Origin of the sequence: Bacillus sp. GbtcB10 (assembly GCF_019091365.1) — a bacterium.
GTDB lineage: Bacteria > Bacillota > Bacilli > Bacillales > Bacillaceae > Bacillus > Bacillus altitudinis.
Genome location: NZ_JAGXJP010000003.1, coordinates 66,211 through 92,546, shown reverse-complemented (window position 1 = coordinate 92,546; position 26,336 = coordinate 66,211). Strand labels below are relative to the sequence as shown.

Here is a 26,336-nt window from a genome sequence, read left to right as displayed (position 1 = left end):
TTCTTTTTTGAACGCAATCGTTTATAATAAATGGGACTAAACACATGTTAAACGTAAGTGGAGGCTAAAAAATGAGTGTACATATTGGAGCAGAAAAAGGACAAATTGCAGAAACGGTATTGCTGCCAGGCGATCCGCTTCGTGCGAAATATATTGCAGATACATACTTAGAAGATGTTGTGTGCTATAACGAAGTGCGCGGCATGTATGGTTATACTGGAACATATAAAGGAAAACGCATTTCTGTACAAGGTACTGGAATGGGCGTGCCGTCTATTTCGATCTATGTGAATGAGCTGATCCAAAGCTATGATGTTCAAAACTTAATCCGTGTTGGCTCTTGCGGAGCGATCAAAAAAGATGTCAATGTACGTGACGTCATCTTAGCTCAAACATCATCAACAGATTCTCAAATGAACCGTGTGGCATTTGGACCGATTGATTACGCACCATGTGCTGATTTTGGTTTACTGAAAAAAGCCTACGACACAGCAGAAGCGAAAAATGTAGCTGTGCGTGTTGGGAATGTATTTACAGCAGACCAGTTTTATAATGAAAAACCACTTGAGCTGATGGACCAATATGGAATTCTAGCGATCGAAATGGAGACAACGGCTCTTTATACGCTTGCTGCAAAATTTGGCAGAAAAGCGTTGTCGATTCTGACAGTGAGCGATCATGTGCTAACAGGAGAAGAAACAACTGCTGAAGAGCGTCAAACGACATTTGACGAAATGATCTTAATTGCACTAGATTCTGTTTTATAATAGTATAAAGGGTGTGCTACGATGTAGCGCATCTTTATTTTTTTAGTAGAGCAAAAGGAAGGTATGTCATGAAGAAAAGCTATAAAATACTCTCAATCGCATCGATTCTTGGTTTGACGGCCGCATTATCAGGCTGCCAGTTGCTGGATCAGAAAAGCGGTACCACTGAATCTAACAAAACAAACGAACAAAAGAACGCAGCAAGTTCATCATCCCAGCAAAACTCAAACGATACGGCAGATTCATCTAATCAAGAGCTGACGTTAAAGAGTGAATATTTCAATGACATCAAGGTAGTGAGCGGACTGAAGACCATTCAAAACCCTGAAAATGTGCTTGCTTTAGTGAACAAAGAATATGCACTGCCAGGAACCTATAAACCTTCTGATCTCGTTGTACCAAAAGTGGAATTCTCTTTTTCAGAGGATATTGAAAAACGATATATTCGAAAAGAAGCAGCGGAGGCACTTGCAAAGTTATTCAAAGGTGCTAAAAAGGAAAACTTTGAGCTTGCTGCAGTATCTGGCTATCGTTCCTATGATCGTCAAAAAGTCATTTTTGATAGTGAAGTGAAACTAAAAGGGAAAGAAAAAGCCCAAGAAGCCGTAGCCTTACCAGGCGAAAGTGAGCATCAAACAGGTCTTGCCATGGATATTTCCTCAAAAAGTGCCGGCTTTGAAATCTCTGAAAAATTTGGTGAAACACCTGATGGTAAATGGGTAGCCAAAAACGCTTATAAATATGGCTTTATCATCCGTTATCCAAAAGGGAAAGAAGACATCACGAAATATGAATATGAGCCGTGGCACTTGCGCTATGTAGGGAAAGAAGCTGCAAAAGCGATGCATGATCATGATTTAACTTTCGAAGAGTATATGAATAAAGTGAAGAAAATATAAACAAATAAAAGGCCTCCCGAAGCTGGGAGGCCTTCTTTTATACGCCGTTTTAAAAAAAGAACAAACCTGCTAAAGCGAAGCCGGTAATAAAACCGAGACCGATGCCATAAGCTGCACCCCAGCCATAATAACCTCCGTAATATCCATAACCAAAGCCCCCGCGGGACCCGCCGACTGGCCGGATATAAACTTTGCGGTTTGACACCCGCTCAATACGTCCAACATGTACTCTGCCATTTCGATCAGTAATTCTAGCTACTTTCCCCATATGCTGCTGACAAAGTTTATAGTAGCGCTCCATGTTTTTCCTCCTTATGACAAACTCTTTTCACTCTTATCCTATGCGAAAGACTTCATAGAGTTTGGACAAAACATATAGGAGATTCGCTCATTTTATACTGTACATTCAAATACAAGGTGACTCAGATGTTCTCGGTGTGTTTGAATCAGGTCATAGTGTGTCTGTAATGTATCATAAAGAGAAGATGGTATTTGATCTGATAATTCCATTTCGGTCGGCTCTTCCTGCACCATGTGTTCATCAAATGAGAGAATCTGAATGTCACGGAATCCTGCGGACGCTAACTTTTTTTTCCATTCAGGAAATAAAAAGAGGGAGTGAAACCCATAAAACTCCCGAATGGTTGCCTGTTCTTTTGAGGGGAGCGGCACTTTTAACACAGCCTCATTTGCGATCAATTGCTTTCCAGGAGCAAGCACCCGTTTGATCTCAGCAAGCGCAGCAGGTAAATGGGTGAAACTTAAAACAGATTCACTGATCAGTAGAGAGAACGAGTCATCTGAAAATGGCAGGTGTTCGATCGATGCTTGCTGTGCACGGAAAGGTAGTTGTTCCCGCTCGAATCGCAGATTGGCTTTTTCAATCATCAAAGGGTGTGTATCAATCGCCTCTACTTCATAACCTAAATGTCCTAGATAGGCGGCTGTTTGTCCTGTGCCGCATCCAACATCCAGTATACGATCGTCAGACGCCAAGTGAAGATGCTCCATCATCGTTTTTGTTAGCTCAATTCCGCCAGGATGGGCACCTGATACACCAAAATAGGCAAGCATTTCTACATAGTCACTCATGGAATCCCTTCTTTCTTTATCATGTTTCTCTCTAAAGATTATGCATTGCAAGGCGAAATGGCTTATCTTTTCAAATAGAAGTTTGATCCTTTGGTTGACGGATGAAGAATCGTCCTTGATAATAATGAAAGGAGATAAAGGTGGTGTTTTTTTGAAAAAACAATTCAAGTTCGTGATAGCCATTCTGGTGACAGCAGCGCTTTCCTCAGCGATTACATTTGTTATGACAAAACAAGGTGCTGTCAGCGTTTCAGGAGATGAGAAGTTTAGTAAACTCATGGCTGCATATACGAAGGTAAAAAACGAGTATTACGAAAAAACGGATGATCAAAAACTAGTAGACGGTGCGATTCAAGGAATGATTGCATCACTTGATGATCCATACTCTACATATATGGATCAGGAGGAAGCCGAAGGGTTTAACAACACCATTTCATCTTCATTTGAAGGAATTGGTGCACAAGTAGAAGAGAAGGATGGACAAATTTTAATTGTCGCACCGATTAAAGGCTCTCCTGCTGAAAAAGCTGGTTTGAAACCTCATGATCGTATTTTAAAAGTGGATAGTAAAAGTACAAAAGGCATGTCAGTGAATAAAGCCGTTTCTCTTATCAGAGGGAAAAAAGGAACGGATGTCAAACTGCATTTGAACAGACAAGGTGTTGGAAATGTGGATGTCACGATCACAAGAGATACGATTCCACTTGAAACGGTGTATGCAAAACTAACAAAAGATAAAATAGGCGAAATCCAAATCACTTCTTTTGCTGAAACCACGTCTAAAGAGTTAGATAAAGCGATTGATGACCTCGAGAAAAAAGGGGCAAAAGGTTTTGTCATTGATCTGAGAGATAATCCAGGCGGCATTATGACAGAAGCAATTGAAATGAGCAATGACTTTATCGATAAAGGAAAAGTCATTATGCAGGTTGAGGAAAAAGGAAAGAAACAAGTGTACAAAGCGGAAAAAGAACGCAAAGTTCATCAGCCGGCAGTTGTTCTTGTAAACGGCGGTTCAGCGAGTGCTGCTGAAATCATGGCGGCAGCTCTGCACCAATCCTCTAGCATTCAACTTGTTGGAGAAAAGACATTTGGTAAAGGGACTGTTCAAAATGCGCAAAGCTACAATGATGGTTCTAGTGTGAAATTAACCATTGCCAAGTGGCTGACACCAGACGGGTCTTGGATTCACAAAAAAGGAATTGAGCCACAGGTGAAAGCATCTCTACCGAGTTATGCGAAGCTGCCATACTTAAGTCCGAAAAAGACGTATCAACTGAATGATGATGGAGATGAAGTCAAAGCGGCTCAAAAAATGTTCCAAGCGCTTGGCTACAAAGCAAAAGCCAATGGAGAATATGATCAAGCATTCCAGTCGGTCGTGAAAAGTTTCCAATCAGATCACGATCTAAAGGCTGATGGTATTCTGACAGGGGACACAACGACGGTACTGATGACAAACATCCAAGATAAGCTCAAGAAAAATGATACGCAAATGAAAAAAGCCATTGAAGTGTTGAAAAAAGAAATGAAATAGAAAAAGCAGTCCTCATCAGGGGACTGCTTTTTTCTTGTGTTATGCTTTGTTAGCCACAGGTTCCGTTGTTTTCCCATTCTTTTCAAACAAATCACTTGTCACAGAATTAGATGCGACATTCTTCTGGAAGAATGGATTCAATATCAAGATGACCACAACGTTTGCTAGTAAACCAAGAAATCCTTCATAAAGACCAAACGTGACTTGTGAGATATTGGCTGTAAAGGTGACGATGATGCCAACAACTAAACCCGCAATCGTTGCTTCTCTCGATTGTTTTTTCCAGAACAAGCTGATCGCAATGGCAGGGAAGATTTGAACCATTCCTGAAACACCAATGAGCTGAAGCGTTACAAGTGCTGTTGGGAAGAGCATTCCGAATAGTAGAGCCAGCCCAATGACGATAAATACCATCGAACGTGTAATGATCGTTAACCGTTTAGGTGACACATTTGGATGGATTAAATCACGGTACAAATTATTGGCAAATAAATTCGACGCCCCAATGGCCATGATCGAACATGGAATGAGAGAAGCAAGTGCAATCGTTGAATACGCAAGCCCCTGCATCACGCCGCCATATGACGTCTGAATTAAATGAAGAAGAGCAAATCTTGGATTTGTATCTTCCGGTAAGACTAAAAAGGCAATGAAGCCAAGGAAGATGACCAAAATCAATACAATGTTGTAAAGAGGTAAAAACATACTGTTTTTACGGATGGCATCTGCGCTTTTGGCTGTGAAAACGCCAGTTGCTGCATGTGCCCACATAAATAATGCGAGTGCAGAAACACCTGATGCGGTAATAAACCACAAAATGCCTTTAGGCCCGCCTTCAGGAATCGTCAGAAGCTGTGGGGCTTCCTTAGCTAACGTATTCATCATTGGAGTCCAGCCGTTAAAATGAATAATCGGGAGGGAAACGACCATAAAGAGCATGATCACCCAAACAAGAATATCTTTAATAATGGCTGTATATGTAGGACCTTTAATACCACTGAAAAATGTATAAAGTGCAACTAAAATAAATGAAATTATAACAACTGCATTCACATTAATATAACTCGTTCCAGCGACAGTTAACGTATCTTGAATCCCGCTGAGCTGAAGACAAATGTATGGAATGAGCATGAGTACACCAACAATGGCAATCAAACTAGATAACAGTTTACTGTCAAATCGCTCACGTGCATAATCAGCAAGTGTTGTCAGCTTGTGATTTTTTGCAACCGTCCAAAGTTTTGGTAAGAAGAAATACGCAATAAAATAAGCAAGAACGGAATAGGGGATAGCGAAAAAAGCAACACTTCCCGCTGTATAAGCTGTACTTGTGAGCCCTAAAAAGGTATAAGCAGTATATAAGTCTGCGCCAACAAGGAACCAGACGAGAAGCCCGCCAAATTTTCTCCCGCCAACAGACCATTCTTCGACTGACTGTCTTGATGATTTATCACGACCAGCGGCAAAACCGATGACCACGACGATGAAAATGATACTTGCAGTAATCAATAAAGCTGTTAAGTTTCCTTGCATTCGTCAGTTCCTCCATTTGAATGTTGCATCCTGTAAATGATAAATGTGCAAACGGGTGTGAGTACAATCCATAGTAAGAGCCAGAAGTGGAAAAAAGGCAGCCCGATAACAAATGGATGAATACGATTCACAAAGGGGAGCAGTGCAAGCTGTCCAATGAATGGAATCGCGATGAGTAGCGCCAGTATCAGTTTTTTGTTCATGTTTTCCTCCTCTAATATTTTGTAATTTCATAATAATAGCAGTTGTCAGATTAGATCACAAGACCATTTTCAGAAAAAACAATCATTTTTATGAATATCATACTAATATAACGCTTTCATTTTTGAAAAGAGGTAAATAGTGAAGAATGAGAAAGGAAAACTTAAAAATAAGTATGGAAAAATAATATTTAGAGCAAATAAAAAAGCCCCAGCATGACGCTGAGACTGTGCCGTTTTTTATAGGAAATCAGATACTTCTTCGATGTCAAAACGATTGCTTTTGTGAGCTCCTTTTGCTGCTTTCCCGACAGAAATCAACATCACTGGTTCGTATCGACCGCTCACATTGAATTCTTTCACGTACGCTTCTTTGCTGAAACCGCCCATTGCGCATGTATCATATCCCATTGCTTTCGCCGCAATCATTAACTGCATAGCAGCTAACGAAGCGTTTGAATACGCAGCTTCACGTGCATATTGCTCGCTTTGGTAAGCACCATTGATTTGTGTCATCAGTGTTTCTTTAATATCTTCTGTGATGAAACCTTGTTCTGCTAGCTCACTGTAGATTTTTTCACCATTTAGATTGGCTTCAAGGTCACCAAGCACTGCAATCACAGCTGATGCTTGTGAGACTTGTTTTTGGTTATAAGCAATTGGAAGAAGTTTTGCTTTTGATTCAGCACTATGGAAAACAGTGAAATGCCAATGCTGAAGGTTCCAAGCAGATGGTGCTTTTGTTGTGATATCAAGAAGCTCTTTTAACTCTTCTTTTGTCATTTCATGAGTTGTATCATACTCTTTTACTGAAGCTCTTTCTTTTAAAATGTCAATCGTTTTTTGATCGCTCGCCATATGGATATTTCCTCCCGTTTTTGCAAATAGTATGGTACAATAAATAAAAAAGTGAGAAACTTACTTATTGTAACTAGAGATATATTTTAAATTGTATACCGTTAGTTTGTCAAACGATCATGAAAAGAAAGGCTGAAAAATATGGAATTTCAATTATGTCCAAACATTCAGCAAGCTTTTTTACTTCTTGGCAAAAGGTGGAATGGTCTCATCATTCATGTATTGCTTGATGGTCCGAAACGGTTTAAAGACCTGACGGACATTATTCCATCCATCAGTCAAAAAATGCTCGCAGAACGCTTAAAAGAGCTTGAGCAAGAAGGAATCATAAAGCGCACTGTACTTCCTGAAACGCCAGTCAAAGTCATCTATTGTCTAACCGAAAAAGGAAGTGCATTACATGGTGTGTTCGGAGAAGTATCGCGCTGGGCAGGGGTGTATGCTGGATCTCATGTAAAAAAGGAGCAAGCTTAGTTTTAGGTTTGCCCAAACGTTTTGTCTCCTAATGAATATGCTGATGTTAGGCACATGACAAAGGAGGAGAAAAGCATGTACCCTCATACTCCGTATTTTCGAGGCGGTGCACCTGGCATTCCGCCATATGAATCTAGAGTCCCTTTGTTTTTTGGTTTTGGCGCTCCTTTAGTCGGCGGACTGCTTGGCGGATTTCTAGGAAGTGCGATTTTTAATTATCCTCGTCCATATTACCCGCCACCACCACCGCCTGTTCCACCACCTTATGGCGGCGGATATCCACCATATTATTAAGAAAAAAGAGTAAGCCTGCTTCCATTTCAAAGCAGGCTTTTTATAATGGAATATCAATTTCAGAGATGCCTGGATCATCATGCTTTAAAAACATAATTTCTAAAATACCATCTTGATACGAAGCCTTCGTTCCTTTTCTTTTCACAGCAGCAGGCAGGACAACCTTCTTTTGTTTATTCTCTTCAGGAAAATGATCAATAAACAGCAGATTGGCTGTATGTTTGATTTTTACTTTTTCAGTGTTCGGACGATCGAGCTCTATTTTGACAAACACGTGATCTGTCGTCTCAAATACTTCAACATTCGGCTCTTTCTTTTTTTTATCGTCTGTCTCTCTTGCTTTCTGCTTCTGAGACAGCGGATCCTGAAAGGGGAATTGAGCAGAATAATTGGAGCCGAAAACACTTTCCATGACTTGATTGACATATTGCTCAACGTCTTTAGGGTCTGAATTTTTTAACGCTTCTTTTGAAAATTGCTTTTGAAAAGGGAATAATCGGTTCCAGTCAAACATGCAAATCATCCTTTCTAAATGCCCTGAATTAGTATATGCCCATAAAGTGGTGTGCGTGCTATAATATACGATAGGTTTAGAAAGGAATGGTTAGATTGAACGAACAACAATCAAAAGGTGTCTTATATACGGCTGCATCTTTTACATTATGGGGGTTATTCCCATTATATTGGAAGCTGATGGAGCATATTTCGTCAGGCGAAATTTTAGCGCACAGAATCGTATGGTCCTTTGTTTTTATGTGCGGTATTCTTTTATATTTAAAGCAAGTCCGTCCAGCGATGCAGACTGTGAAAGGTCTGATGATAGATGGAAAAGCACTTTTTTCATTACTTTTATCGGCTATTTTAATTTCGGTCAACTGGTATGTATACATTTGGGCTGTAAATCACGATCTGATGCTGGAAGCGAGTTTAGGGTATTATATTAATCCGCTTGTATCAGTTTTACTAGGCATCATTTTCTTAAAAGAACGACTGAATAAAATGCAAACCACCGCCATTCTCATTGCCGCAGCTGGGGTCGTCATCTCAACTGTTCAGTACGGCTCATTTCCTGTCGTGGCTTTCGTATTGGCTTTTAGTTTTGGGTTTTATGGACTGATTAAAAAAAGAATGAGTTTTACGAGTGCCATTGGATTAACCATTGAAACACTGCTTCTTGCACCAGCTGCGCTTGTTTACTTATTCTTCTTCTTAAAAGAACCTGTTGTCACGATGAATCCGAGCAGCTTCGGTTCTCTTGGGCTATTATTTTTTGCCGGTGTCTTTACAGCTGTACCGCTTCTTTTATTTTCTGAAGGGGCCAAAAGAATTCCTTTATACCAAGTTGGTATTTTGCAGTATATTGCACCGACCATTACACTCTTTTTGGGGCTGTTTGTGTATCACGAACACTTATCTGCAGCAAAAATCGTGACATTCCTCTGTATTTGGGTGGCGATTTTACTATTTACAACCTCTCAACTGCGAATGAAAAAAACAGCGAATTCTCATTAAAGAGACGAAGCAGTTTGCTTTTTTTTGCAGGCGGATCATGTCATAATAAGTTGTTACCAAAACTGTAGAGGTGATCACATGTCATCAGTCGATGAGCTTGCACACGCTTATCAATCTTTATGGAAAAATCGGCAGCTTGATGTAGTGGATATGACTTCATTACACGAGGCGATACGAGATGATTTGCTTGATGCACGCACCCATCCTCGCGCAAGAAAGTCATTACATCAAAAGTATGTACTCGCTGTGGAAAGAATTTTAGAAAGCACGATTGAACAGGGTCATCAACTACAGCTGATCAGCTTACATACGAAAAAGCTGCGAGAACTAATTCAAAATGAAGGAAGGAACCACTCATGAAACCAATTCAAACGGAAGATGTCACAGCACATCTTGAATCGTTTTTAAATCGGCCAGTCTTCGTTCATCTTGAAACGACAACTGGTTCTTATTCAGCGCATGTGAATGAGCAAAATATGACGGTCGTGGCGTATATCCGCAACGCAAAAGTCGTCTATTCACAGGCAAAAATAAAAGGACAAGGTCCATACCGTGTCGGGATGAAAACAGAAGATGGCTGGATTTACGCAGAAGGTTTAACCGATTACGTGTTTGATGAACAAGGTCGCCTGCTGTTAGCAGGACACCTGCCAGACGGAAAACTAGCGATCTCATTACAAATTAGTGAAACACCATTTCAGGTGTAGGAGAGAGGGGAACAGTGATGAACGAACATGTACTTGTGATGCTGCCTCACCCCGACGATGAATCCTTCGGGGTCGCAGGGCTCATCGCGCAAAGCAGAAAACGTGGAATTCCAGTGACTTATGCATGCGGGACACTTGGAGAAATGGGAAGAAATATGGGAAGTCCAACATATGCTAACCGTGAGACACTTCCTGAATTAAGAAAACAGGAATTAATCAATGCATGTAAAGAAATGGATGTCACAGACTTGCGTATGCTTGGTCTTCGGGATAAAACGTTGGAATTTGAAGATGATGAGTATTTAGCGGATGTGATGGAACGCATAATTGATGAAGTGAAACCAACTCTTATTGTCACGTTTTATCCAGGTCATGGCGTACACCCTGATCATGACGCGACAGGTGAAGCGGTCATTCGTGCTCTATATCGCAAGAAAAAAGAAGACCGTCCCGTCACATACTGCATGGCCATTACAAAAAATCGAGAAGAAGTGCTAGGAAATGCCGATATTGTGATTGATATTACGGATGTAGCAGATATCAAATTAAATGCACTAAGAGCGCATAGAACACAAACAGAAGGCATGCTAAGAGAGCTTGAACAAAAGCTGAAAAACAAAGAACCAGTCGTTCAGAAATGGTTTGATGAAGAAATTTTCTGGACGTATCAATGGAATGACTAAATGAAAGGCAGCTGACTTCAGTCAGCTGCCTTTTCCTGTTGTATCAGAATGCATACGTCTTTCAATCAACCTGAGACGAACAAATAGGACGATGGCACCTGCGGCAAGCCCAGTAATCAGCCCAACCCAATAACCAAACGCTCCAAATGAGGTATACGTGCCAATCAAGTAGCCAGCTGGAAGGCCGATGACCCAGTAAGAGACAAACGCAGCAATCAGTGTATAATTCACATCTTTATAGCCGCGCAGAGCCCCTTGAATGGGTGCAGCGATCGCATCAGACAGCTGGAAAAAGATCGCATACATCAAAAAGTGCTGTGTCATTTGTAAAACAGCTGATTCAGTTGTATATAAACCAGCGATCTCAGGTCTAAATAACAAGATGAGTGCTGCGGTACATAATGAGAACAAAACAGCTGTTGCAATGCCAATATAGCTGTAGCTTTTTGCGTCTTTATACCGCATGGCACCGGCTTCAAAACCTACAACAATCGTTAAAGCCATTGAGATACTAAGCGGCAGGATATATAAAATAGAAGCAAAGTTCATCGCTGCTTGGTGACTGGCGATTGTCACGGTATCAAAGTGACCCATTAAGAGCGTGACAGCTGCAAAAATACTTGTTTCAAAAAAGATTGCAAACCCAATAGGGATACCGATTTTCAGTATTTGACCCATTCGGGAGACGTTAAAACGAGGTATTGTCTGAAACAACCGAAAGGATGCAAACGGTTCGGCTTTGATGACAATACAAATACTCATGATGAAAATCGCCCAATACGTCAGCGCAGATGCAAGACCTGCCCCTGCACCGCCAAGCTTTGGAAACCCAAAGTTTCCAAAAATAAAGAGATAATTTAAAACAAAATTAATAGGAAGTGCGGTTAACGTAATGAACATCGTCACTCGTGTTTTTCCTAATGCATCAATGAACGATCTCATGACTGAATAACCAAAAAGCGGGATGATTCCAATAGCAAGGAAGCTGAGAAAATGACGGGCAATGGTTTCTACGGATGGTTCAAGCCCAAGTCTCCCTAAAATAAAAGGAACACACAACGATCCAATAACAATCACCACGATACTTAAAAGAAAAGATAAATAAATGGCCTGGAAGACTGCACGAGGAACGTCTTCCCTGCGGCCGCCGCCCATCAGCTGAGCCACAATAGGGGTAACAGCCATTAAAATGCCAGCAAGACCAGTATAAACAGGTGTCCAAATGCTCGAACCGATCGCTACACCTGCTAGGTCTTCTGCACTCACTTTTCCAGACATCACCGTGTCTAAAAATGTGATGAGCGAAAGACCTGCTTGTGTAATTAAAATCGGAATCAATATGGTTAAAAATTGTGCCAACTTTGCTCGAATACTATTCGTTTCTCTCATCATAAGTTCCTCTCTGAACAGAAATAACGAGAGGAATTATATCACGCTATGTAAAAAAATCAATTCTCCGTCGGATTATTTTTCTTTGAGGGCTTCGTTTTTTTGAACATTTGGGCATAAATAAAAGAAAGACTGACAACACCTAAAATGCTGCAAGCATATTGAATCACTTTTTGAATGGTCATATTGAATTCACCTCCATACAAATAGAATGTGCACAATTTGTTATTTTATGACACAAGCGAAAGAAGGAGGGACATGGTGAGATGATCAATCGCACAAATGAAGAAGCGATGTTTAAGTTAGAAATGAAATCTCATTTAACGCAAATTATGATGGATGCAAGGAAAATCGTCGATTCGCTTGACCAGACCGAACAATGCCTTCTTTGTGAACTCGAATCATTGCATGATCAGTTTAATGAAATGCATGCAGAGGCTTCCTCGTTTTATTTACAAGCGTATATGGAAGAATTCACACCAGGTTTTGCTCAATTTTCTTTAGCCATTGAGAACTTATCAAAACAAAAGCACGGCGCACTGATTGTGATTCAAAGGAGAGATGAGGTGGAGGATTATATACAAAAAGGGACAAACCTCCATGCGAAAATTAGCGCATCATTAATAGAAAGCATTTTCTATCCTGGAAACCCACTTCATGATGGCGCCCTTTTAGTAAAAGAAAACACGCTTGTTTCCGCTGCAAACGTCCTACCGCTCACCTCAAAAAAAGTCAGCCCTTCTCTAGGCACAAGACACCGGGCAGCCATTGGACTTTCTGGCATGACTGATGCCCTTGTTCTTGTTGTATCAGAAGAAACAGGGAAAATGTCGTTTGCGAAAGAAGGCGTCCTCTATCCGTTAACTGTAAAAGACCAAGAAATCAGAAAGTAAACATGAACACAGCATTCTTCATTGGGAAGGGTGCTTTTTTTATTGAGGAGAAAAAACAGGCAATTAAGTAAAAAGTCATTTGATACAGAAAAATTTGTCATGTAGAATAGAACTATGAAACTAGCAACGTGCTTGTTTTGACAAATTTCTAAACGTCAACTTAAAAATTCCTTAAAAATTGTTTATAAATACAGCAAACAGCCGATAGAAACGATATGGCTTTGTTTTAGCATTTTGAGTTTGCTGCTCTAAAACCTATTTAGTATTGCCCAACGTCTTCATGTCGAGTAATATTATAGAAATAAAGATAAAATAGTGCAAGAGAAGCAGAACCATTAAATGCTAAACTCAAAACTAGTACATAAGTCTTATGGGACGAAATCATGAAAGGCGGAGATTTATCTATGAAGAAAAAAGTAGTAACCGGCCTCACAGTTTCAGCGATCGCGGGCTCAGCTGTTATTGCTGCACCGGCAGAAGCACAGACGATCAAGGTGAAAAGCGGTGACTCACTTTGGAAGATTGCCGAACAGTACAACACAAGTATTTCGGAACTTCAATCTCTTAATCAATTAAAAACGACGATGATTTTTGCAGGACAAAGCTTAAAGATTCCTGGTGCAAAAAGTTCAAAATCCAGCTCATCAACAAGTTCAAAAGCAACGAAATCAAGTGCTTCAACAACATCTAGCTATACAGTCAAGCTTGGGGATTCATTATGGCTGATTGCGAAGAATCACAAAATGTCAGTTGCAAGTTTGAAAAGTTTGAACAGCTTAAACAGCGACCTTATTCGTCCTGGACAAAAGCTGAAAGTGTCTGGAACGACGAAAACGAGCGGCAGCCAGTCCTCAAATTCAAACTCAACATCTAATTCCAGCTCAAGTAACAAATCAACGAATTCTAATAGTTCATCATCAGCATCTAGTACATATAAAGTAAAATTAGGCGATTCACTATGGAAAATTGCCAATTCGTTAAACATGTCGATTGGTGAAATTAAAACATTGAACTCGCTAAAATCTGATATGATTTATCCAAATCAAGTATTGAAGGTAAAAGGAACGGTGACGTCAAAACCAAGTCAGCCGAAAGCACCTGCTCAACCTAGCACGCCTTCAAACAGCAATCAGTCTTCAAGTAGTAAAACAACATCTTATACGGTTAAATCAGGTGATTCATTATGGAAAATTGCGAATCAGTTTAAGGTGCAGGTTCAATCAATCCGCACAGCAAACAGCTTGAAAAGTGATGTGCTGAGAATTGGACAAGTATTAAAAATCAACGGAACAGCTTCCGGTTCAACTGGATCTAATGGTTCTACGTCAAACGGTTCAACAACACCGGTCAACAATAATAAAACTGACGTTCCAATGAATGCAAAAATCACGACAATGATTCAAGAAGGTAAAAAACTCACAGGCATTCCTTACAGATGGGGTGGCAATACACCAGCTGGATTTGATTGTAGCGGCTTTGTTTACTATCTCATTAATAAGGTTTCATCAGTATCTAGATTGAGTACAGCAGGATACTGGAATATGATGACGCCTGTCAGCACACCACAAGTTGGAGATTTTGTTTATTTCACAACGTACAAAGCAGGTCCTTCTCATATGGGACTATACCTAGGTGGAGGAGATTTCCTTCATGCAAGTGACAGCGGAGTAGGAATTTCAAACTTAAGCAATCCTTATTGGAAAAAAGCCTACCTAGGCGCAAAACGTTTCTTCTAAAAAAGCCGATTTTCGGCTTTTTTTGTTTGCCCGTTGCTGTGATTGTCCATACTGATATCAAAAGGGGGCAGTCATAAATGAAAAAGTCAGTGTGGATGATCATGATATGTTTGATCTTTACCGCATCAGCATGTCATGCACCGCCGAAAAAAGAAACGACAGAAGAAACAAGAGAAGTTGCCGCACCTAAACAAGCACCAGTCACAACGTCACTCATAAACGAAAGCGGGCAAAAAATAGGGAGCATTGAAATAAGAGAGTCCTCAGAAAATGGGCTGGATCTGCATGTGAAAGCGAAAGGACTGCCACCAGGTCCTCACGGCTTTCATATTCATGAAACAGGAATATGTGAAACGCCAGATTTTGAAACAGCAGGTGCACATTTTAATCCGACCCATAGAGAGCATGGCTTCGACAACCCAAAAGGGCATCATGCTGGAGATATGCCTAATTTAGAGGTAGGGGCAGATGGACAAATTGATGTTGTCGTGAATGTACCAGATGTGACGTTAAAGGGAGGCCCAAATCAATTAATCGATCAAAACGGGCGAAGTTTCATCATCCATGCAGAAGCAGATGATTACTTAAGCAACCCTTCTGGCAACTCAGGGAAACGCATTGCTTGCGGAGCCATCACAAAAGAAATGGTAAAATAACAGAAGACGAACCTTTATGTATTGAGTGCATAAAGGTTTTTTTAGTATACTTGGTGAGGAAAATGATCGAAGAGAGGAATTAATCATATATGTTTAACCAACCATCACTCCCAGAAGAAATTCAAGCAATGATCGAAGCAAAAGGAAAAGTTCTCGAAGAAGAATTTCGTCCGCTTATCGGAACAGGCGGCTATGAATCACAAGATACGTCTATTATTCAAGATGCCATGATTGCACTTGCCCTAGGAAAAAATGTTCTGTTAAAAGGACCGACGGGCTCAGGTAAAACCAAACTAGCAGAAACTTTATCCGCTTTCTTTCAACAGCCGATGCACAGTGTAAACTGCTCAGTTGACCTTGATGCAGAAAGTCTTATTGGCTATAAAACCATCCATAATGATGGACAAGTTGCTTCTATAGAATTCATTGAAGGACCCGTTACAAAAGCAATGAAAAAAGGACACCTTTTATATATTGATGAAATCAACATGGCAAAACCAGAAACACTGCCTATTTTAAACGGTGTGCTTGATTACAGAAAAATGATGACAAACCCATTTACAGGTGAAGTCGTTAGAGCAGAAGAAGGTTTTGGCGTGATTGCAGCAATCAATGAGGGATATGTGGGGACAGTGCCGCTCAATGAAGCGCTGAAAAACCGTTTTGTCGTCATTGAAGTTCCTTACATTGGCGGTGGCATTTTAAAAGAAGTACTGCACACTCAATCCGTATTAAAGGATGAGCGTTTAATCGATCAATTCGTACAGCTCTCATCAGATCTCATCGTCCAAGCACACAATGGACAGGTCAGTGAAGAAGCCGCATCCATTCGCGCACTGTTAGACACATGTGATCTTGCGCAATATATTCCGCCGCTTCGTGCAATTGAACGAGGAATTGTAGAGAAGCTAGAAGATGACCGGGAAAAAGCAGCGGTAAGAAATATCGCTCAAACATTATTCGAGTGAGGTTCTGACTTTTGAAATTCATCAAATTTAATGACAGCAGAATCGATTCATTTCTATTTATGGAATTAACGGATTTAGCCAAAACACTTGCCAAAAGTGATGATGTGGAGCTTGAATACGGTGTTCAATCGTACTATGAACCGTTTGAAAAGAAAATTTTCATCAGCCATTTTTGGGATGATCGTCATCAAGAGGATATGATGGCAGGCCTAAAAAGTGATGTGTTTCTGCGAGCAGTAGGGACAGTGTATAGCGATCTTACAGTATTTGAAGACATCATTCGCTATGCCCACACATTATCCATTCCTGATGTGTGCAAACAATTGTTTATGCTGTTTGAAGATATCCGCATTGAAGAGCGGATTAAACGTGACCGCCCAGGAACAAAAAAGGTATTTAAACGAAGAAGAGAGCTTTACAGACGTCACTTTAAAACACAATTAACGATTAACCAAGAGCGTAGTATTTTAACAGATGCACTCTTTTGTGCGATATACGTGAAGCTGACAGCCGAATCTCCGCTTGAAGAAATTCCACCCCTTCATGAGCGGATAGATCCAATGATTCCGTTTATTGAGTCAAGTCTTGAACGTGTATATGACGCACGCTCGACATCTGATATCGCCATCATTGTGAAGGAATTGACAGAAGGCTTTGATGAGCTCCTTGAAAAGGATATGCTGAACACATACTTTTTCTTCCCAGAATTGGACTATGAAAAAGCGGCAAAAGAACCGCTTTTCCATGACCTCAAAAGAAAGCCTAAGTTAAGTGAGGATATAAAAGTCGATCGGGAAAAAGAGGGGGATGAAGACATCCATAATGAATATATGGAAGTATGGCATAGAGAAACGGAAGCACCATCTAAAAGTTTCCTTCAATTTGATTTAGAACACGGTGGTAAAAGCGATCTCGGTAAAGATGCGGCAAGAGAAGGTGACGATGGAGATCAGGCGCTTGGAACGGTTCAAGGTTCAGCCAAACAAACCCATCGAAAAGACTATTCAAAGCTTGAAGCACTAGAAGAGGCAGAAGGAGAAGAAAGCGGGGCAGATGCGCATGAGAATGGAAAAGAAAACAAATATGCATTTCCAGTCATGATTTCACCAGAACCTCCTTCACCAGAGCAAATAGATGTGTACAAGCAGCACGCAAAGGCAATCGAACCTTATCAGAAACGCTTAAAACAAATGATTCAAAAAACACTTGAGCATAAAAAAACATGGCCAAAAACAGATCTTCATACAGGACGTCTCAGTAAAAAGCTCATTCGTTATTTTACAGAGTCTAACCCTCGACTATTTTATAAAAAACAAGCGCCATCTTCTCAAATTGATGCTGTGTTCACTTTATTAGTTGACTGTTCTGCAAGTATGTTTGACAAGATGGATGAGACAAAAAAAGGGATTGTTCTGTTTCATGAAGCTTTAAAATCAGTGCAGGTACCTCATCAAATTGTAGGGTTCTGGGAAGATACAAATGACGCAACTGAAACAAGTCAGCCGAACTACTTTAACACCGTCGTATCGTTCAAAGATTCCTTATTTGACGCAGGACCATCCATTATGTCACTTGAGCCAGAAGAGGATAACCGGGATGGATATGCGATTCGCCAAATGACAAAAATGATTTTAAAACGAAGAGAAGAGCAAAAATTCCTCATTGTTTTCTCAGACGGAGAGCCGGCTGCATTCAGCTACGAACAAAATGGGATCGTGGATACACATGAAGCGGTTCTCGAAGCGAGAAAAAAGGGAATTGAAGTGATCAATGTGTTTTTATCCAATTCTCCGATTGAAGAGGCGCAGATGAAAACGATCCAAGATATGTATGGCAAGTTCAGCATTTTTGTACCGGATGTCGATACATTGCCAGATGTGCTCTATCCATTACTCAAGAAATTGCTGCATAAAAGCATTGGGGCATAAGGTTTTGCCCCTTTCTTTAAAATATTTTTCGGAATGATTTAAATTTTTTGTTTTTCTTTGAATTTTTTATCTTTAATTGAACAAAGAATGTAGAAAGTAATCCGAAACAGTGGTAGAATATGATTGGAAGCGTTTTATTACATAAATTTGGTCATTGTGTTCTGGAAGTTATATCGAGATAGTGTTCAATCACTTGATGATCAAAGTTGGGGGTAGTGTTCAAAATGTTTCAAAATGATGTGAAACAACCGTTGAGTTGGGAAGAATTTCATGGTCCGAACCTCGGCTACGTGCTCGAGCTCTACGATCAATATGTCCAGGATCCTACTAGTGTTGATGAAGACATAAGAGGCATATTTGATGAACTTGGTGCACCACCGAGTGAAATGAAGGAGGAAATTGGGAAAAAAGAAAATAGCGTAGTTACTTCTGAACAAATCCAAAAGATAGCATCAGTCGTTAAACTGGCAGAAGACATCAGAACGTATGGCCATTTAAATGCTTCCGTCAATCCTCTTCGCAAAGAAAAGGAATTACAAGAGCTGTTTCCATTAAAGGAATACGGTTTAACTGAAGAAGACGTTAAGAATATTCCAATATCAATTATTAGTCCAGATGCACCTAAACACATTTCAAACGGCATAGAAGCCATTAACCATTTGAGAAATACGTATAAGCGTACCATTTCATTTGAGTTTGATCACGTACATGACTTCGAAGAGCGCAACTGGCTCTCTAAATCTATTGAGTCTGGCGAATTATTTAAGAAAAAACCAGCAGATAAACTAGTTTCTGTACTCAAAAGATTAACAGAAGTCGAGCAATTTGAGCAGTTCCTTCATAAAACATTTGTTGGACAAAAGCGTTTTTCTATAGAAGGATTAGACGCACTTGTTCCAGTACTTGATGAAATTATATCCGAGTCTGTTACACAAGGGACTTCAAATATTAACATTGGAATGGCACATAGAGGCCGTTTAAATGTATTAGCACATGTGTTAGGAAAGCCATATGAGATCATTTTCTCAGAATTCCAGCATGCGCCTAATAAAGAGCTTGTACCATCAGAAGGCTCTATTGGCATCAGCTACGGATGGACAGGGGATGTAAAATATCATCTCGGTGCTGACCGCCAAATCAAAGATGAAGATACAAAGAGTGCAAGAGTCACACTTGCCAATAACCCAAGTCACTTGGAATTTATTGACCCGATTATTGAAGGAAGCACTCGTGCAGCGCAAGAATCGCGTACTCAAAAAGGCTATCCAGTTCAAGACGTTGAAAAAGCGTTAGCCATCTTAATTCATGGGGATGCTGCATTTCCTGGAGAGGGAATTGTCGCAGAAACATTAAATTTAAGTCAATTAGTCGGCTATCAAGTGGGGGGAACGATCCATATCATTGCCAACAATATGATTGGATTTACCACAGAAAGCAATGAATCTCGTTCAACGAAATACGCTAGTGACCTTGCAAAAGGTTTCGAGATTCCAATTGTTCACGTCAATGCAGACGATCCAGAAGCTTGTTTAGCAGCTGTTCAGCTGGCGGTAGAATACCGTAAACGGTTTAAGAAGGATTTCTTAATTGACTTGATTGGCTACCGCAGATATGGGCATAACGAAATGGATGAGCCTTCTACTACTCAGCCAATGCTGTACGATGCGGTCAGAAAGCACAAAACGGTCAAGAATATCTTCGCGGATAAGCTTGTCACTGAGGGTCTTCTGTCAAAAGAACAAAGAGAAGAAATTGAGCAGGCTGTCACGGCAAAAATTGAAGAAGCTTATAAAAAAGTACCTTCAAAGAAAGAACATACGATTCAAGAAATCGAACTGCCAGAGCCTGTATCTAACGGCTTCCCTGCAGTTGATACATCTGTAGAGTTTGATGTATTAAGAAAGCTGAATGAAGAATTAATTAGCTGGCCGAAAGACTTCCAAGTATTCGGTAAGCTAAAGCGGATCCTTGAAAAACGTGCAAAAGTGTTTACAGATGATCGCAAAGTGGAATGGTCACTTGGTGAAGCACTGGCATTTGCATCTATATTAAAAGACGGTACGCCGATTCGAATGACCGGACAGGATTCTGAGCGAGGCACATTTGCTCAAAGAAACCTTGTTCTTCACGACAGTCAAACGGGTGATGAATTCATTGCTCTTCATGAACTGAGTGATGCAAATGCATCATTTACAGTCCATAATAGTCCACTGTCAGAAGGCTCTGTCATCGGGTTTGAATATGGTTATAATGTCTATTCTCCTGAAACATTAGTGATTTGGGAAGCTCAATTTGGAGACTTCGCAAATGCGGCTCAAGTGTATTTTGATCAATTTATTTCAGCAGGCCGCGCCAAGTGGGGACAAAAGTCAGGGCTTGTGATGCTCTTGCCACATGGATATGAAGGACAAGGTCCAGAACATTCTAGTGGAAGAACAGAACGCTTCTTGCAATCAGCTGCTGAGAATAACTGGACAGTTGCGAACCTGACAAGTGCAGCTCAATACTTCCATATTCTTAGAAGACAGGCGAAAATGCTGCTTCGTGAAGAGATTCGTCCTCTTGTCATCATGACACCGAAGAGTCTGCTTCGAAACCCGAACACATTATCCGAAGTCCAAGAACTAACAGATGGACAGTTCCGTCCAGTTCTTGAACAGCCGGGCCTTGTGCATGATCATGAAAAAGTAACACGCCTTGTGCTATCGAGCGGGAAGGTATCGATCGATATTAGTGATCGTTTTACTCAAATGGAAGACTCAAAAGATTGGCTTCATATTGCGAGAGTGGAACAATTATATCCATTCCCAGCCAAAGATATTAAAGCCATTTTATCAAAACTGACGAACTTAGAAGAAATCGTATGGGTGCAAGAAGAACCGCAAAATATGGGCGCTTGGGGATATATTGAGCCATATTTACGTGAAATTGCATCTGAAAAAGTAAAAGTACGTTACATCGGCCGCAGAAGACGTTCAAGTACGGCTGAGGGTGATCCAACTGTTCATAAAAAAGAACAAGAACGAATTGTATCTGATAGCTTGACTCGCAAAAACTAAGGGGGAAATGAAAAATGGCGGAAATTAAAGTACCTGAACTAGCGGAATCAATCTCGGAAGGAACAATTGCTCAGTGGCTAAAACAGCCGGGCGATTATGTTGAGCAGGGGGAATACCTGTTAGAACTTGAAACAGATAAAGTCAATGTCGAATTGACAGCTGAAGAATCTGGTGTTCTAAAAGAAGTACTGAAAGATTCTGGTGACACTGTCCAAGTTGGAGAAGTCATCGGAACGATTGCAGCAGGTGAAGCTGGCGGAAGCGAGTCCGCAGCTCCAGCACCTGAGCAAGATTCTGCACCAGCTTCGAAAGAAGAACCAGCAGCTGAACAAAAAGAAGAGGCAGCAAAAGAAGAGCCGAAATCTGGTAATGGCAGAACGATCGCTTCTCCAGCAGCTAGAAAACTAGCAAGAGAGAAGGGGTTAGACTTATCTGAGATTCCAACCGCAGATCCGCTGGGCAGGGTACGAAAGCAGGATGTAGCTTCTTACCAAAAGAATGAAGCTCCTGCAAGTGCACCGAAAGCCGCGCCAAAAGCAAATGCTGCGGTGCAAAATGATCAAGCAGGGAAACCAGTTGAGCGTGAAAAAATGTCACGCCGCAGACAAACCATTGCAAAACGTTTAGTTGAAGTTCAACAAACGGCAGCGATGCTGACAACATTTAATGAAGTCGATATGACAGCTGTCATGGATCTAAGAAAGCGTCGCAAAGATGCCTTCCTTGAACAAAACGATGTGAAACTGGGCTTCATGTCCTTCTTCACAAAAGCAGTGGTAGCAGCACTTAAAAAATATCCACTTCTCAACGCAGAAATTCAAGGTGATGAGCTTGTCATTAAAAAATTCTATGACATCGGTATTGCTGTAGCCGCCAATGAAGGGCTTGTGGTACCAGTTGTCCGTGATGCAGATAGACTATCATTTGCAGGAATTGAAAAAGAAATCGGTCATCTTGCGAAAAAAGCAAGAGATAACAAATTATCGCTCAATGAATTACAAGGTGGATCATTCACGATCACAAACGGAGGAACATTTGGTTCTCTGCTTTCAACACCAATTTTAAACAGTCCTCAAGTTGGAATTTTAGGTATGCATAAAATTCAGCTTCGTCCTGTTGCAATTGATGAAGAACGCTTTGAAAACCGTCCAATGATGTATTTAGCTCTTTCATACGACCACCGTATTGTCGATGGTAAAGAAGCTGTTGGGTTCCTTGTCACGATTAAAAATCTACTTGAAGATCCTGAACAGCTATTGCTTGAAGGATAATCGAAAGAAAAAGCTAGTACCGATCAGGGTACTAGCTTTTTTGGTCTTTATTTTCTGAGTAGCCTCTTTTTGACCAAAATGTTGCCAGCCAAGAGCCAGATAAATTATGCCATACGCTAAAAATGGCACTGGGAACGGCGGCAAGTGGAGAAAAATGTGCGGTCGCAAGGGCTGCGCCAAGTCCAGAATTTTGCATCCCTACTTCTATTGAAATTGCTCGTTGAGAAGGAATGTCCATTTTACACCATTTTGCAATGAGGTAACCCAATAATAGACCAAGAGCATTATGTAAAACAACAACGGCAAAAATAAGCAGTCCAGATTGCAGAATCTGTTCTTTATTTGCGCTGACAACAGCTGCAATGATGGCGACAATGCCAGTAACAGATACAAGCGGGAGTGCTTGTACAGCATACGTCACTTGTTTTTTAAAAAACAATTTGACGATAACCCCTAAAATAATCGGAATTAAGACAACTTGGACAATCGACAAAAACAAAGCACCCGGTGATACAGATAACCAAGATTTTGCAAAAATATAAATAAAAACAGGGGTCAAAATGGGAGCAAGTAGTGTCGAGATCGTTGTCACGGCAACGGATAAGGCCGTATTTCCTTTCGCCAAAAAGGTCATTACATTGGATGCAGTCCCGCCTGGACAGCAGCCGACGAGGATGACACCGACAGCGATTTCAGAAGGCAAATGTAACCCATAGGCCAATAAAAATGCAATGAGTGGCATCAGTGTATACTGCGCTAAAACCCCGATCAATACATAAAGAGGCTTTCTAAAAAGCTCTTTAAAATCTTCAGAAGACAGCGTCAGCCCCATGCCAAACATAATAATGCCAAGTAAAAAAGGGATATAAGGTCCAATCAAAGAAAATGTCGCAGGAAAAGTAAAGCCTAGACAAGCAAAGACAATGACCCATATAGCAAATGTTCTTCCCGCAAAGTGACTAATGTGTAAAAGGGTGTTCATACTATCTTTCAACTCTCTTTCTTTTCATATCTTTTCTATTTTAAATGAATTTTCTGAAAAAACAACCTATGATTTTGCATTTGGTGTTCATAATATTATTATGTAAACTAATAAAAAAACCACATAGTATATGAACTATGTGGAGTATGCGATCAAAAAGGTGTCCATTTTACTTGTTGAGCCTGTTTTAGTCTTGCTTCTGGCTCACGCCAGTCAACGACATTCCACCACCGGTCTACATATTGCGCCTTTTCATTTCGATATTGGAGGTAATAGGCATGCTCCCACACATCAAGAGCAAGAAGGGGGATGACGTCCCATTGAGAGAGGAACTGATGGCGCTCTGCTTGTAAAATGTCTAAACGCTGAGATCGGGGGGACCATACAAGGATCGCCCATCCAACACCTTCTACTTGTTTGGCAGCAGCTGAAAAATGTGACTTGAACGCCTCATAGCTGCCAAATGATTGATCAATGAGACGAAGCATTTGACCAGTAGGTTTTCTTTTCCCTGAAGGACTCATGGAAAACCAAAAGATACAATGTAAATAATGTCCTGCTCCATGAAAGGCAAGCTCACGTTCCCAATGCTTGATCATCGTAAAGTCGTTGGTTCTTCTTGCTTTTTTTAGCGCAAGTTCAGCTTGATTTAGACCATCAACATAAGTTTGATGATGCTTTTGATGGTGCAAGTACATAATTTCTTTTGAAATATAAGGTTCGAGCGCGTCATACCGATAAGGCAGTGGTGGTAACTGATGTTTTCCAGCTGCTATATCGCGCACTTCTTCGTGTGGCTGCATGTCTTCTGCAATCCTTTCGGCTAGTTCGTACCATTCTTGCTCACTCGAATGGTCATCCTCCATTTTAAGTCGTAAATTTTCCACTTTTCGATGAATTTTATCATCTTGCCACACATGTTGAATCGTGCTAAGCCACTCTTTGAGCTGTGAGCGATATTCTTCTTTATTCATGTATACGCCTCATTTCGTCTAAAAATGTAGAACAAGCCATCATCGGAAACACAAATGGGTAGCTATGATAGGTGATGTAAAATTGTTTTGGCAGTCCAATGCCGACTGGATAGTACATGGCTTCTTCAGTATGGTGATGGTTCACTAAAAAGGAGACAGCTTTCAAAATGGCTGCGTTATTTGCTTTCTCATATTGGAGGAGCGCCTCGGTCGCCCATGCGGTTTGAACCACTGTGCCAAAGGGAAGCGGGACATAGGTTTTCAGTTCTGCACTTTTACACGATTCTCCGAAACTGCCATCTTCAAGCTGAATCTGCTTTAGGAAACGGCACGCTTTTTGCACAGCAGGGTGTGAGGAGGGAACGCCGGCCGCTTTCAGTCCTGTTAACGCTGCCCAAGTTCCATAAATATAACAAACACCCCATCTGCCAAACCATGATCCGTTTTTCTCTTGGTGGTCAATGAGCCATTTTACACATCGATCTTTTTGCCTGAGAATCGAGTGTGAAGTAGTATCTTTTTCTTCTAAACCAATCAAATGGAGCACACGACCAGTAATATCAGGAGTTGACGGATCAATCGCCGCATCCTCCGCAGATTCAAGCGGAAGGTGACGAAGCAGAAAGTGATCTTGATTTTTTTCAAAAGCAGAAAAGGCGCCATCACGGTTTTGCATGGAGAGAAGCCAGTCATATCCTCGTTTCCACTGAAGTGGAGCGTATTCTTTTGGGATCGCTTTTAACACAATTTGCGTGTCATCACAATCAGGATTATTCGTATTGATATGTGAGAAACCAAAGCCCCCGGGAGCAGCATGACGGTTATGAACTGCCCAATCCGCTTTCTTCATTTGCTGCCGATCCAGCAAATAGGTGAAGGAATTCATGATCATGGGATCTTCTCGTTTTCTTCCTGCTCTTTGAGAAGCGTAACTGACAAGCGCTGTATCCCACACAGTCGAGGTGGAATTCTCAGCATATATCTTGCCTTGACAGGAGGTGACGAGCTTTTTCATACCTCTGACTGCTTTTTGGATGAGATGATGTCCAGGGGAGTACCCCAGGCTCATGAGGGCATAGACCATAAAGATGGTTGCACTTAAGTAACTGTACAGCGTCCCATCTTTTTCAAGACGGTCAAACATGTATCGCTTTGCCGCTTCATATCCGAAAAAGTCGAGCCGGCTGTCGAGGGCTGTATATGACCGCATATACATGAGGAAGTCATCAGTCGAACGTTCTTCTCTTGCCATAAACCAGTCAAATGGATTTTTAGACATGTTTTCATCAAGATGGGCTAATGATGGAAACGCAGCATGAGAGGTGTACCGTTTGTTCAGTGCGATCATCATGGGTACAAAATGAATCCTTGCATAGGCACTAAGGTGGTAGAAGTGCAGCGGAAAAGACGTAGGGATGAGTAAAAGGGAAAGAGGTGCATAGAAGTAGGGCCAAGGGTGCATGCCATTTATGGCAAGCATCCATTTTGTCATAAAATGAACGTTCTTTAGGCCACCTTTTGAGCGAATATATTGTGCTGCTTTTTCCATATGGGGCTCGTCTTTTTGAAATCTGCCAGATGCGAGCATGCCGCAATAACCTTGTACTGTAGCTGTGAGATGTCCCGACTGGTCATGATACAAAGAAAAGGAACCATCTTCATTTTGTTTGGCATGTATTGCTTCGGCCAATTGATGGATCAATTGCTGATCAGGGTCACCAACGGCTTTTAACAGCATAATGAAAAAAGCATTTGTCATCATAGGTCCTTCAAAGCAGAAAATAAATGCGCCATCTTCTCTTTGTCTGCGTTCTACCTGCATGTGCAGTTCATCGATATATTCGTTGACTCTCGTTTTAAAATCTTGCATTCGGCCATGCTCCTTTCCTTTATCACTATATTCAGGAGTCGGCCTGTCACATGC

At 41.0% G+C, this 26,336-nt stretch carries 27 protein-coding genes; 16 read left to right on the top strand and 11 right to left on the bottom strand.

Annotated features, from left to right (window positions below):
• Positions 1–71 precede the first annotated feature (71 nt).
• Positions 72–767 (top strand): purine-nucleoside phosphorylase, encoded by a 696-nt coding sequence (deoD, locus tag KVT11_RS10470; protein WP_007500754.1) that lies wholly within the window; start codon positions 72–74, stop codon positions 765–767.
• A 68-nt stretch (positions 768–835) separates the two neighbouring features.
• A complete protein-coding gene (locus KVT11_RS10465) occupies positions 836–1,666 on the top strand; it encodes a M15 family metallopeptidase (protein ID WP_007500752.1) in 831 nt (276 codons plus the stop codon).
• A 49-nt stretch (positions 1,667–1,715) separates the two neighbouring features.
• Here the strand turns inward: KVT11_RS10465 and KVT11_RS10460 are convergent, their stop codons facing one another.
• Together KVT11_RS10460 and KVT11_RS10455 are read right to left on the bottom strand one after the other, a co-directional pair.
• Positions 1,716–1,967 (bottom strand): hypothetical protein, encoded by a 252-nt coding sequence (locus KVT11_RS10460; protein ID WP_008346452.1) that lies wholly within the window; start codon positions 1,965–1,967, stop codon positions 1,716–1,718.
• A gap of 92 nt (positions 1,968–2,059) precedes the next feature.
• Positions 2,060–2,758: a class I SAM-dependent methyltransferase gene (locus tag KVT11_RS10455; protein ID WP_210552082.1), complete on the bottom strand. Its 699-nt coding sequence runs from the start codon at positions 2,756–2,758 to the stop codon at positions 2,060–2,062.
• Between the two features lie 151 nt (positions 2,759–2,909).
• Here KVT11_RS10455 and KVT11_RS10450 point away from each other — a divergent pair, with 151 nt between their 5' ends.
• Entirely contained in the window at positions 2,910–4,295 is a 1,386-nt protein-coding gene (locus KVT11_RS10450) for a S41 family peptidase (protein WP_210552081.1), read from the top strand.
• 39 nt (positions 4,296–4,334) lie between these two features.
• Here KVT11_RS10450 and KVT11_RS10445 read toward each other — a convergent pair whose 3' ends face one another.
• The 3 genes from KVT11_RS10445 to KVT11_RS10435 form a co-directional block, all read right to left on the bottom strand.
• Positions 4,335–5,828 (bottom strand): sodium:solute symporter family protein, encoded by a 1,494-nt coding sequence (locus tag KVT11_RS10445; RefSeq protein ID WP_116307013.1) that lies wholly within the window; start codon positions 5,826–5,828, stop codon positions 4,335–4,337.
• Positions 5,813–6,031, bottom strand: a complete 219-nt coding sequence (locus KVT11_RS10440) for a DUF3311 domain-containing protein (RefSeq protein WP_017359680.1) — start codon at positions 6,029–6,031, stop codon at positions 5,813–5,815. Before KVT11_RS10440 ends, KVT11_RS10445 begins: the two co-directional genes overlap by 16 nt.
• Before the next feature lie 237 nt (positions 6,032–6,268).
• A complete protein-coding gene (locus KVT11_RS10435; protein ID WP_116307010.1) occupies positions 6,269–6,886 on the bottom strand; it encodes a nitroreductase family protein in 618 nt (205 codons plus the stop codon).
• 141 nt (positions 6,887–7,027) lie between these two features.
• On the opposite strand from KVT11_RS10435, the gene KVT11_RS10430 reads away from it, so the two are divergent.
• Together KVT11_RS10430 and KVT11_RS10425 are read left to right on the top strand one after the other, a co-directional pair.
• Entirely contained in the window at positions 7,028–7,360 is a 333-nt protein-coding gene (locus tag KVT11_RS10430; RefSeq protein WP_116307008.1) for a winged helix-turn-helix transcriptional regulator, read from the top strand.
• Positions 7,361–7,435: 75 nt separating this feature from the next.
• Positions 7,436–7,654, top strand: coding sequence for a hypothetical protein (locus tag KVT11_RS10425; RefSeq protein ID WP_003215921.1), 219 nt, complete (start codon positions 7,436–7,438; stop codon positions 7,652–7,654).
• 40 nt (positions 7,655–7,694) lie between these two features.
• Here the strand turns inward: KVT11_RS10425 and KVT11_RS10420 are convergent, their stop codons facing one another.
• The gene (locus KVT11_RS10420; RefSeq protein ID WP_046526872.1) at positions 7,695–8,168 is read right to left on the bottom strand and encodes an Hsp20/alpha crystallin family protein; all 474 of its coding nucleotides are present in this window, start codon (positions 8,166–8,168) and stop codon (positions 7,695–7,697) included.
• A gap of 86 nt (positions 8,169–8,254) precedes the next feature.
• Between KVT11_RS10420 and rarD the strand changes: the two genes are divergently transcribed.
• The 4 genes from rarD (at position 8,255) to bshB2 (ending at position 10,556) form a co-directional block, all read left to right on the top strand.
• Positions 8,255–9,166: an EamA family transporter RarD gene (gene rarD / locus KVT11_RS10415; RefSeq protein WP_223255635.1), complete on the top strand. Its 912-nt coding sequence runs from the start codon at positions 8,255–8,257 to the stop codon at positions 9,164–9,166.
• A gap of 78 nt (positions 9,167–9,244) precedes the next feature.
• Positions 9,245–9,526: a hypothetical protein gene (locus KVT11_RS10410; protein WP_008346472.1), complete on the top strand. Its 282-nt coding sequence runs from the start codon at positions 9,245–9,247 to the stop codon at positions 9,524–9,526.
• Positions 9,523–9,873: a YojF family protein gene (locus KVT11_RS10405; RefSeq protein WP_008346474.1), complete on the top strand. Its 351-nt coding sequence runs from the start codon at positions 9,523–9,525 to the stop codon at positions 9,871–9,873. Before KVT11_RS10410 ends, KVT11_RS10405 begins: the two co-directional genes overlap by 4 nt.
• 17 nt (positions 9,874–9,890) lie before the next feature.
• Positions 9,891–10,556: a bacillithiol biosynthesis deacetylase BshB2 gene (gene bshB2 / locus KVT11_RS10400; protein WP_007500738.1), complete on the top strand. Its 666-nt coding sequence runs from the start codon at positions 9,891–9,893 to the stop codon at positions 10,554–10,556.
• A gap of 21 nt (positions 10,557–10,577) precedes the next feature.
• Here the strand turns inward: bshB2 and KVT11_RS10395 are convergent, their stop codons facing one another.
• Complete coding sequence (locus KVT11_RS10395) at positions 10,578–11,945, bottom strand: MATE family efflux transporter (protein WP_116307004.1); 1,368 nt, start codon at positions 11,943–11,945, stop codon at positions 10,578–10,580.
• A gap of 59 nt (positions 11,946–12,004) precedes the next feature.
• Positions 12,005–12,130 (bottom strand): hypothetical protein, encoded by a 126-nt coding sequence (locus KVT11_RS21285; protein WP_003215647.1) that lies wholly within the window; start codon positions 12,128–12,130, stop codon positions 12,005–12,007.
• Positions 12,131–12,211: 81 nt separating this feature from the next.
• Between KVT11_RS21285 and cdaS the strand changes: the two genes are divergently transcribed.
• The 7 genes from cdaS to odhB all read left to right on the top strand — a co-directional run bounded on the left by cdaS (position 12,212) and on the right by odhB (position 22,456).
• A complete protein-coding gene (gene cdaS, locus KVT11_RS10390) occupies positions 12,212–12,838 on the top strand; it encodes a sporulation-specific diadenylate cyclase CdaS (protein WP_024718575.1) in 627 nt (208 codons plus the stop codon).
• Between the two features lie 404 nt (positions 12,839–13,242).
• Complete coding sequence (locus KVT11_RS10385; RefSeq protein ID WP_025207502.1) at positions 13,243–14,574, top strand: C40 family peptidase; 1,332 nt, start codon at positions 13,243–13,245, stop codon at positions 14,572–14,574.
• A gap of 77 nt (positions 14,575–14,651) precedes the next feature.
• On the top strand, positions 14,652–15,230 hold the full coding sequence (locus tag KVT11_RS10380; RefSeq protein WP_007500730.1) for a superoxide dismutase family protein: 579 nt from the start codon (positions 14,652–14,654) through the stop codon (positions 15,228–15,230).
• An 89-nt stretch (positions 15,231–15,319) separates the two neighbouring features.
• Positions 15,320–16,198, top strand: coding sequence for an ATP-binding protein (locus tag KVT11_RS10375; protein WP_017367449.1), 879 nt, complete (start codon positions 15,320–15,322; stop codon positions 16,196–16,198).
• Positions 16,199–16,209: 11 nt separating this feature from the next.
• On the top strand, positions 16,210–18,126 hold the full coding sequence (locus tag KVT11_RS10370; RefSeq protein ID WP_210552080.1) for a vWA domain-containing protein: 1,917 nt from the start codon (positions 16,210–16,212) through the stop codon (positions 18,124–18,126).
• 224 nt (positions 18,127–18,350) lie between these two features.
• Positions 18,351–21,185 carry a 2-oxoglutarate dehydrogenase E1 component gene (gene sucA / locus KVT11_RS10365; protein WP_035391743.1) on the top strand — a complete coding sequence of 945 codons (2,835 nt, stop codon included), beginning with the start codon at positions 18,351–18,353 and terminating at the stop codon, positions 21,183–21,185.
• A gap of 14 nt (positions 21,186–21,199) precedes the next feature.
• The gene (odhB, locus tag KVT11_RS10360) at positions 21,200–22,456 is read left to right on the top strand and encodes a 2-oxoglutarate dehydrogenase complex dihydrolipoyllysine-residue succinyltransferase (protein WP_007500721.1); all 1,257 of its coding nucleotides are present in this window, start codon (positions 21,200–21,202) and stop codon (positions 22,454–22,456) included.
• Between the two features lie 31 nt (positions 22,457–22,487).
• Here the strand turns inward: odhB and KVT11_RS10355 are convergent, their stop codons facing one another.
• The 3 genes from KVT11_RS10355 to KVT11_RS10345 form a co-directional block, all read right to left on the bottom strand.
• Positions 22,488–23,438: a bile acid:sodium symporter family protein gene (locus KVT11_RS10355; RefSeq protein WP_017367447.1), complete on the bottom strand. Its 951-nt coding sequence runs from the start codon at positions 23,436–23,438 to the stop codon at positions 22,488–22,490.
• Between the two features lie 152 nt (positions 23,439–23,590).
• Positions 23,591–24,412, bottom strand: coding sequence for a superoxide dismutase (locus KVT11_RS10350; RefSeq protein ID WP_210552079.1), 822 nt, complete (start codon positions 24,410–24,412; stop codon positions 23,591–23,593).
• Positions 24,405–26,282, bottom strand: a complete 1,878-nt coding sequence (locus KVT11_RS10345) for a terpene cyclase/mutase family protein (RefSeq protein WP_210552078.1) — start codon at positions 26,280–26,282, stop codon at positions 24,405–24,407. Before KVT11_RS10345 ends, KVT11_RS10350 begins: the two co-directional genes overlap by 8 nt.
• Between the last annotated feature and the right edge of the window lie 54 nt (positions 26,283–26,336).

What these genes read in the sequence shown, in the direction of transcription:
- deoD (WP_007500754.1), top strand. Translation starts at nt 72, where the DNA reads ATGAGTGTACATATTGGAGCAGAAAAAGGACAAATTGCAGAAACGGTA.
- KVT11_RS10465 (WP_007500752.1), top strand. Translation starts at nt 836, where the DNA reads ATGAAGAAAAGCTATAAAATACTCTCAATCGCATCGATTCTTGGTTTG.
- KVT11_RS10460 (WP_008346452.1), bottom strand. Translation starts at nt 1,967, where the DNA reads ATGGAGCGCTACTATAAACTTTGTCAGCAGCATATGGGGAAAGTAGCT.
- KVT11_RS10455 (WP_210552082.1), bottom strand. Translation starts at nt 2,758, where the DNA reads ATGAGTGACTATGTAGAAATGCTTGCCTATTTTGGTGTATCAGGTGCC.
- KVT11_RS10445 (WP_116307013.1), bottom strand. Translation starts at nt 5,828, where the DNA reads ATGCAAGGAAACTTAACAGCTTTATTGATTACTGCAAGTATCATTTTC.
- KVT11_RS10440 (WP_017359680.1), bottom strand. Translation starts at nt 6,031, where the DNA reads ATGAACAAAAAACTGATACTGGCGCTACTCATCGCGATTCCATTCATT.
- KVT11_RS10435 (WP_116307010.1), bottom strand. Translation starts at nt 6,886, where the DNA reads ATGGCGAGCGATCAAAAAACGATTGACATTTTAAAAGAAAGAGCTTCA.
- KVT11_RS10430 (WP_116307008.1), top strand. Translation starts at nt 7,028, where the DNA reads ATGGAATTTCAATTATGTCCAAACATTCAGCAAGCTTTTTTACTTCTT.
- KVT11_RS10425 (WP_003215921.1), top strand. Translation starts at nt 7,436, where the DNA reads ATGTACCCTCATACTCCGTATTTTCGAGGCGGTGCACCTGGCATTCCG.
- KVT11_RS10420 (WP_046526872.1), bottom strand. Translation starts at nt 8,168, where the DNA reads ATGTTTGACTGGAACCGATTATTCCCTTTTCAAAAGCAATTTTCAAAA.
- rarD (WP_223255635.1), top strand. Translation starts at nt 8,255, where the DNA reads ATGGTTAGATTGAACGAACAACAATCAAAAGGTGTCTTATATACGGCT.
- KVT11_RS10410 (WP_008346472.1), top strand. Translation starts at nt 9,245, where the DNA reads ATGTCATCAGTCGATGAGCTTGCACACGCTTATCAATCTTTATGGAAA.
- KVT11_RS10405 (WP_008346474.1), top strand. Translation starts at nt 9,523, where the DNA reads ATGAAACCAATTCAAACGGAAGATGTCACAGCACATCTTGAATCGTTT.
- bshB2 (WP_007500738.1), top strand. Translation starts at nt 9,891, where the DNA reads ATGAACGAACATGTACTTGTGATGCTGCCTCACCCCGACGATGAATCC.
- KVT11_RS10395 (WP_116307004.1), bottom strand. Translation starts at nt 11,945, where the DNA reads ATGAGAGAAACGAATAGTATTCGAGCAAAGTTGGCACAATTTTTAACC.
- KVT11_RS21285 (WP_003215647.1), bottom strand. Translation starts at nt 12,130, where the DNA reads ATGACCATTCAAAAAGTGATTCAATATGCTTGCAGCATTTTAGGTGTT.
- cdaS (WP_024718575.1), top strand. Translation starts at nt 12,212, where the DNA reads ATGATCAATCGCACAAATGAAGAAGCGATGTTTAAGTTAGAAATGAAA.
- KVT11_RS10385 (WP_025207502.1), top strand. Translation starts at nt 13,243, where the DNA reads ATGAAGAAAAAAGTAGTAACCGGCCTCACAGTTTCAGCGATCGCGGGC.
- KVT11_RS10380 (WP_007500730.1), top strand. Translation starts at nt 14,652, where the DNA reads ATGAAAAAGTCAGTGTGGATGATCATGATATGTTTGATCTTTACCGCA.
- KVT11_RS10375 (WP_017367449.1), top strand. Translation starts at nt 15,320, where the DNA reads ATGTTTAACCAACCATCACTCCCAGAAGAAATTCAAGCAATGATCGAA.
- sucA (WP_035391743.1), top strand. Translation starts at nt 18,351, where the DNA reads ATGTTTCAAAATGATGTGAAACAACCGTTGAGTTGGGAAGAATTTCAT.
- odhB (WP_007500721.1), top strand. Translation starts at nt 21,200, where the DNA reads ATGGCGGAAATTAAAGTACCTGAACTAGCGGAATCAATCTCGGAAGGA.
- KVT11_RS10355 (WP_017367447.1), bottom strand. Translation starts at nt 23,438, where the DNA reads ATGAACACCCTTTTACACATTAGTCACTTTGCGGGAAGAACATTTGCT.
- KVT11_RS10350 (WP_210552079.1), bottom strand. Translation starts at nt 24,412, where the DNA reads ATGAATAAAGAAGAATATCGCTCACAGCTCAAAGAGTGGCTTAGCACG.
- KVT11_RS10345 (WP_210552078.1), bottom strand. Translation starts at nt 26,282, where the DNA reads ATGCAAGATTTTAAAACGAGAGTCAACGAATATATCGATGAACTGCAC.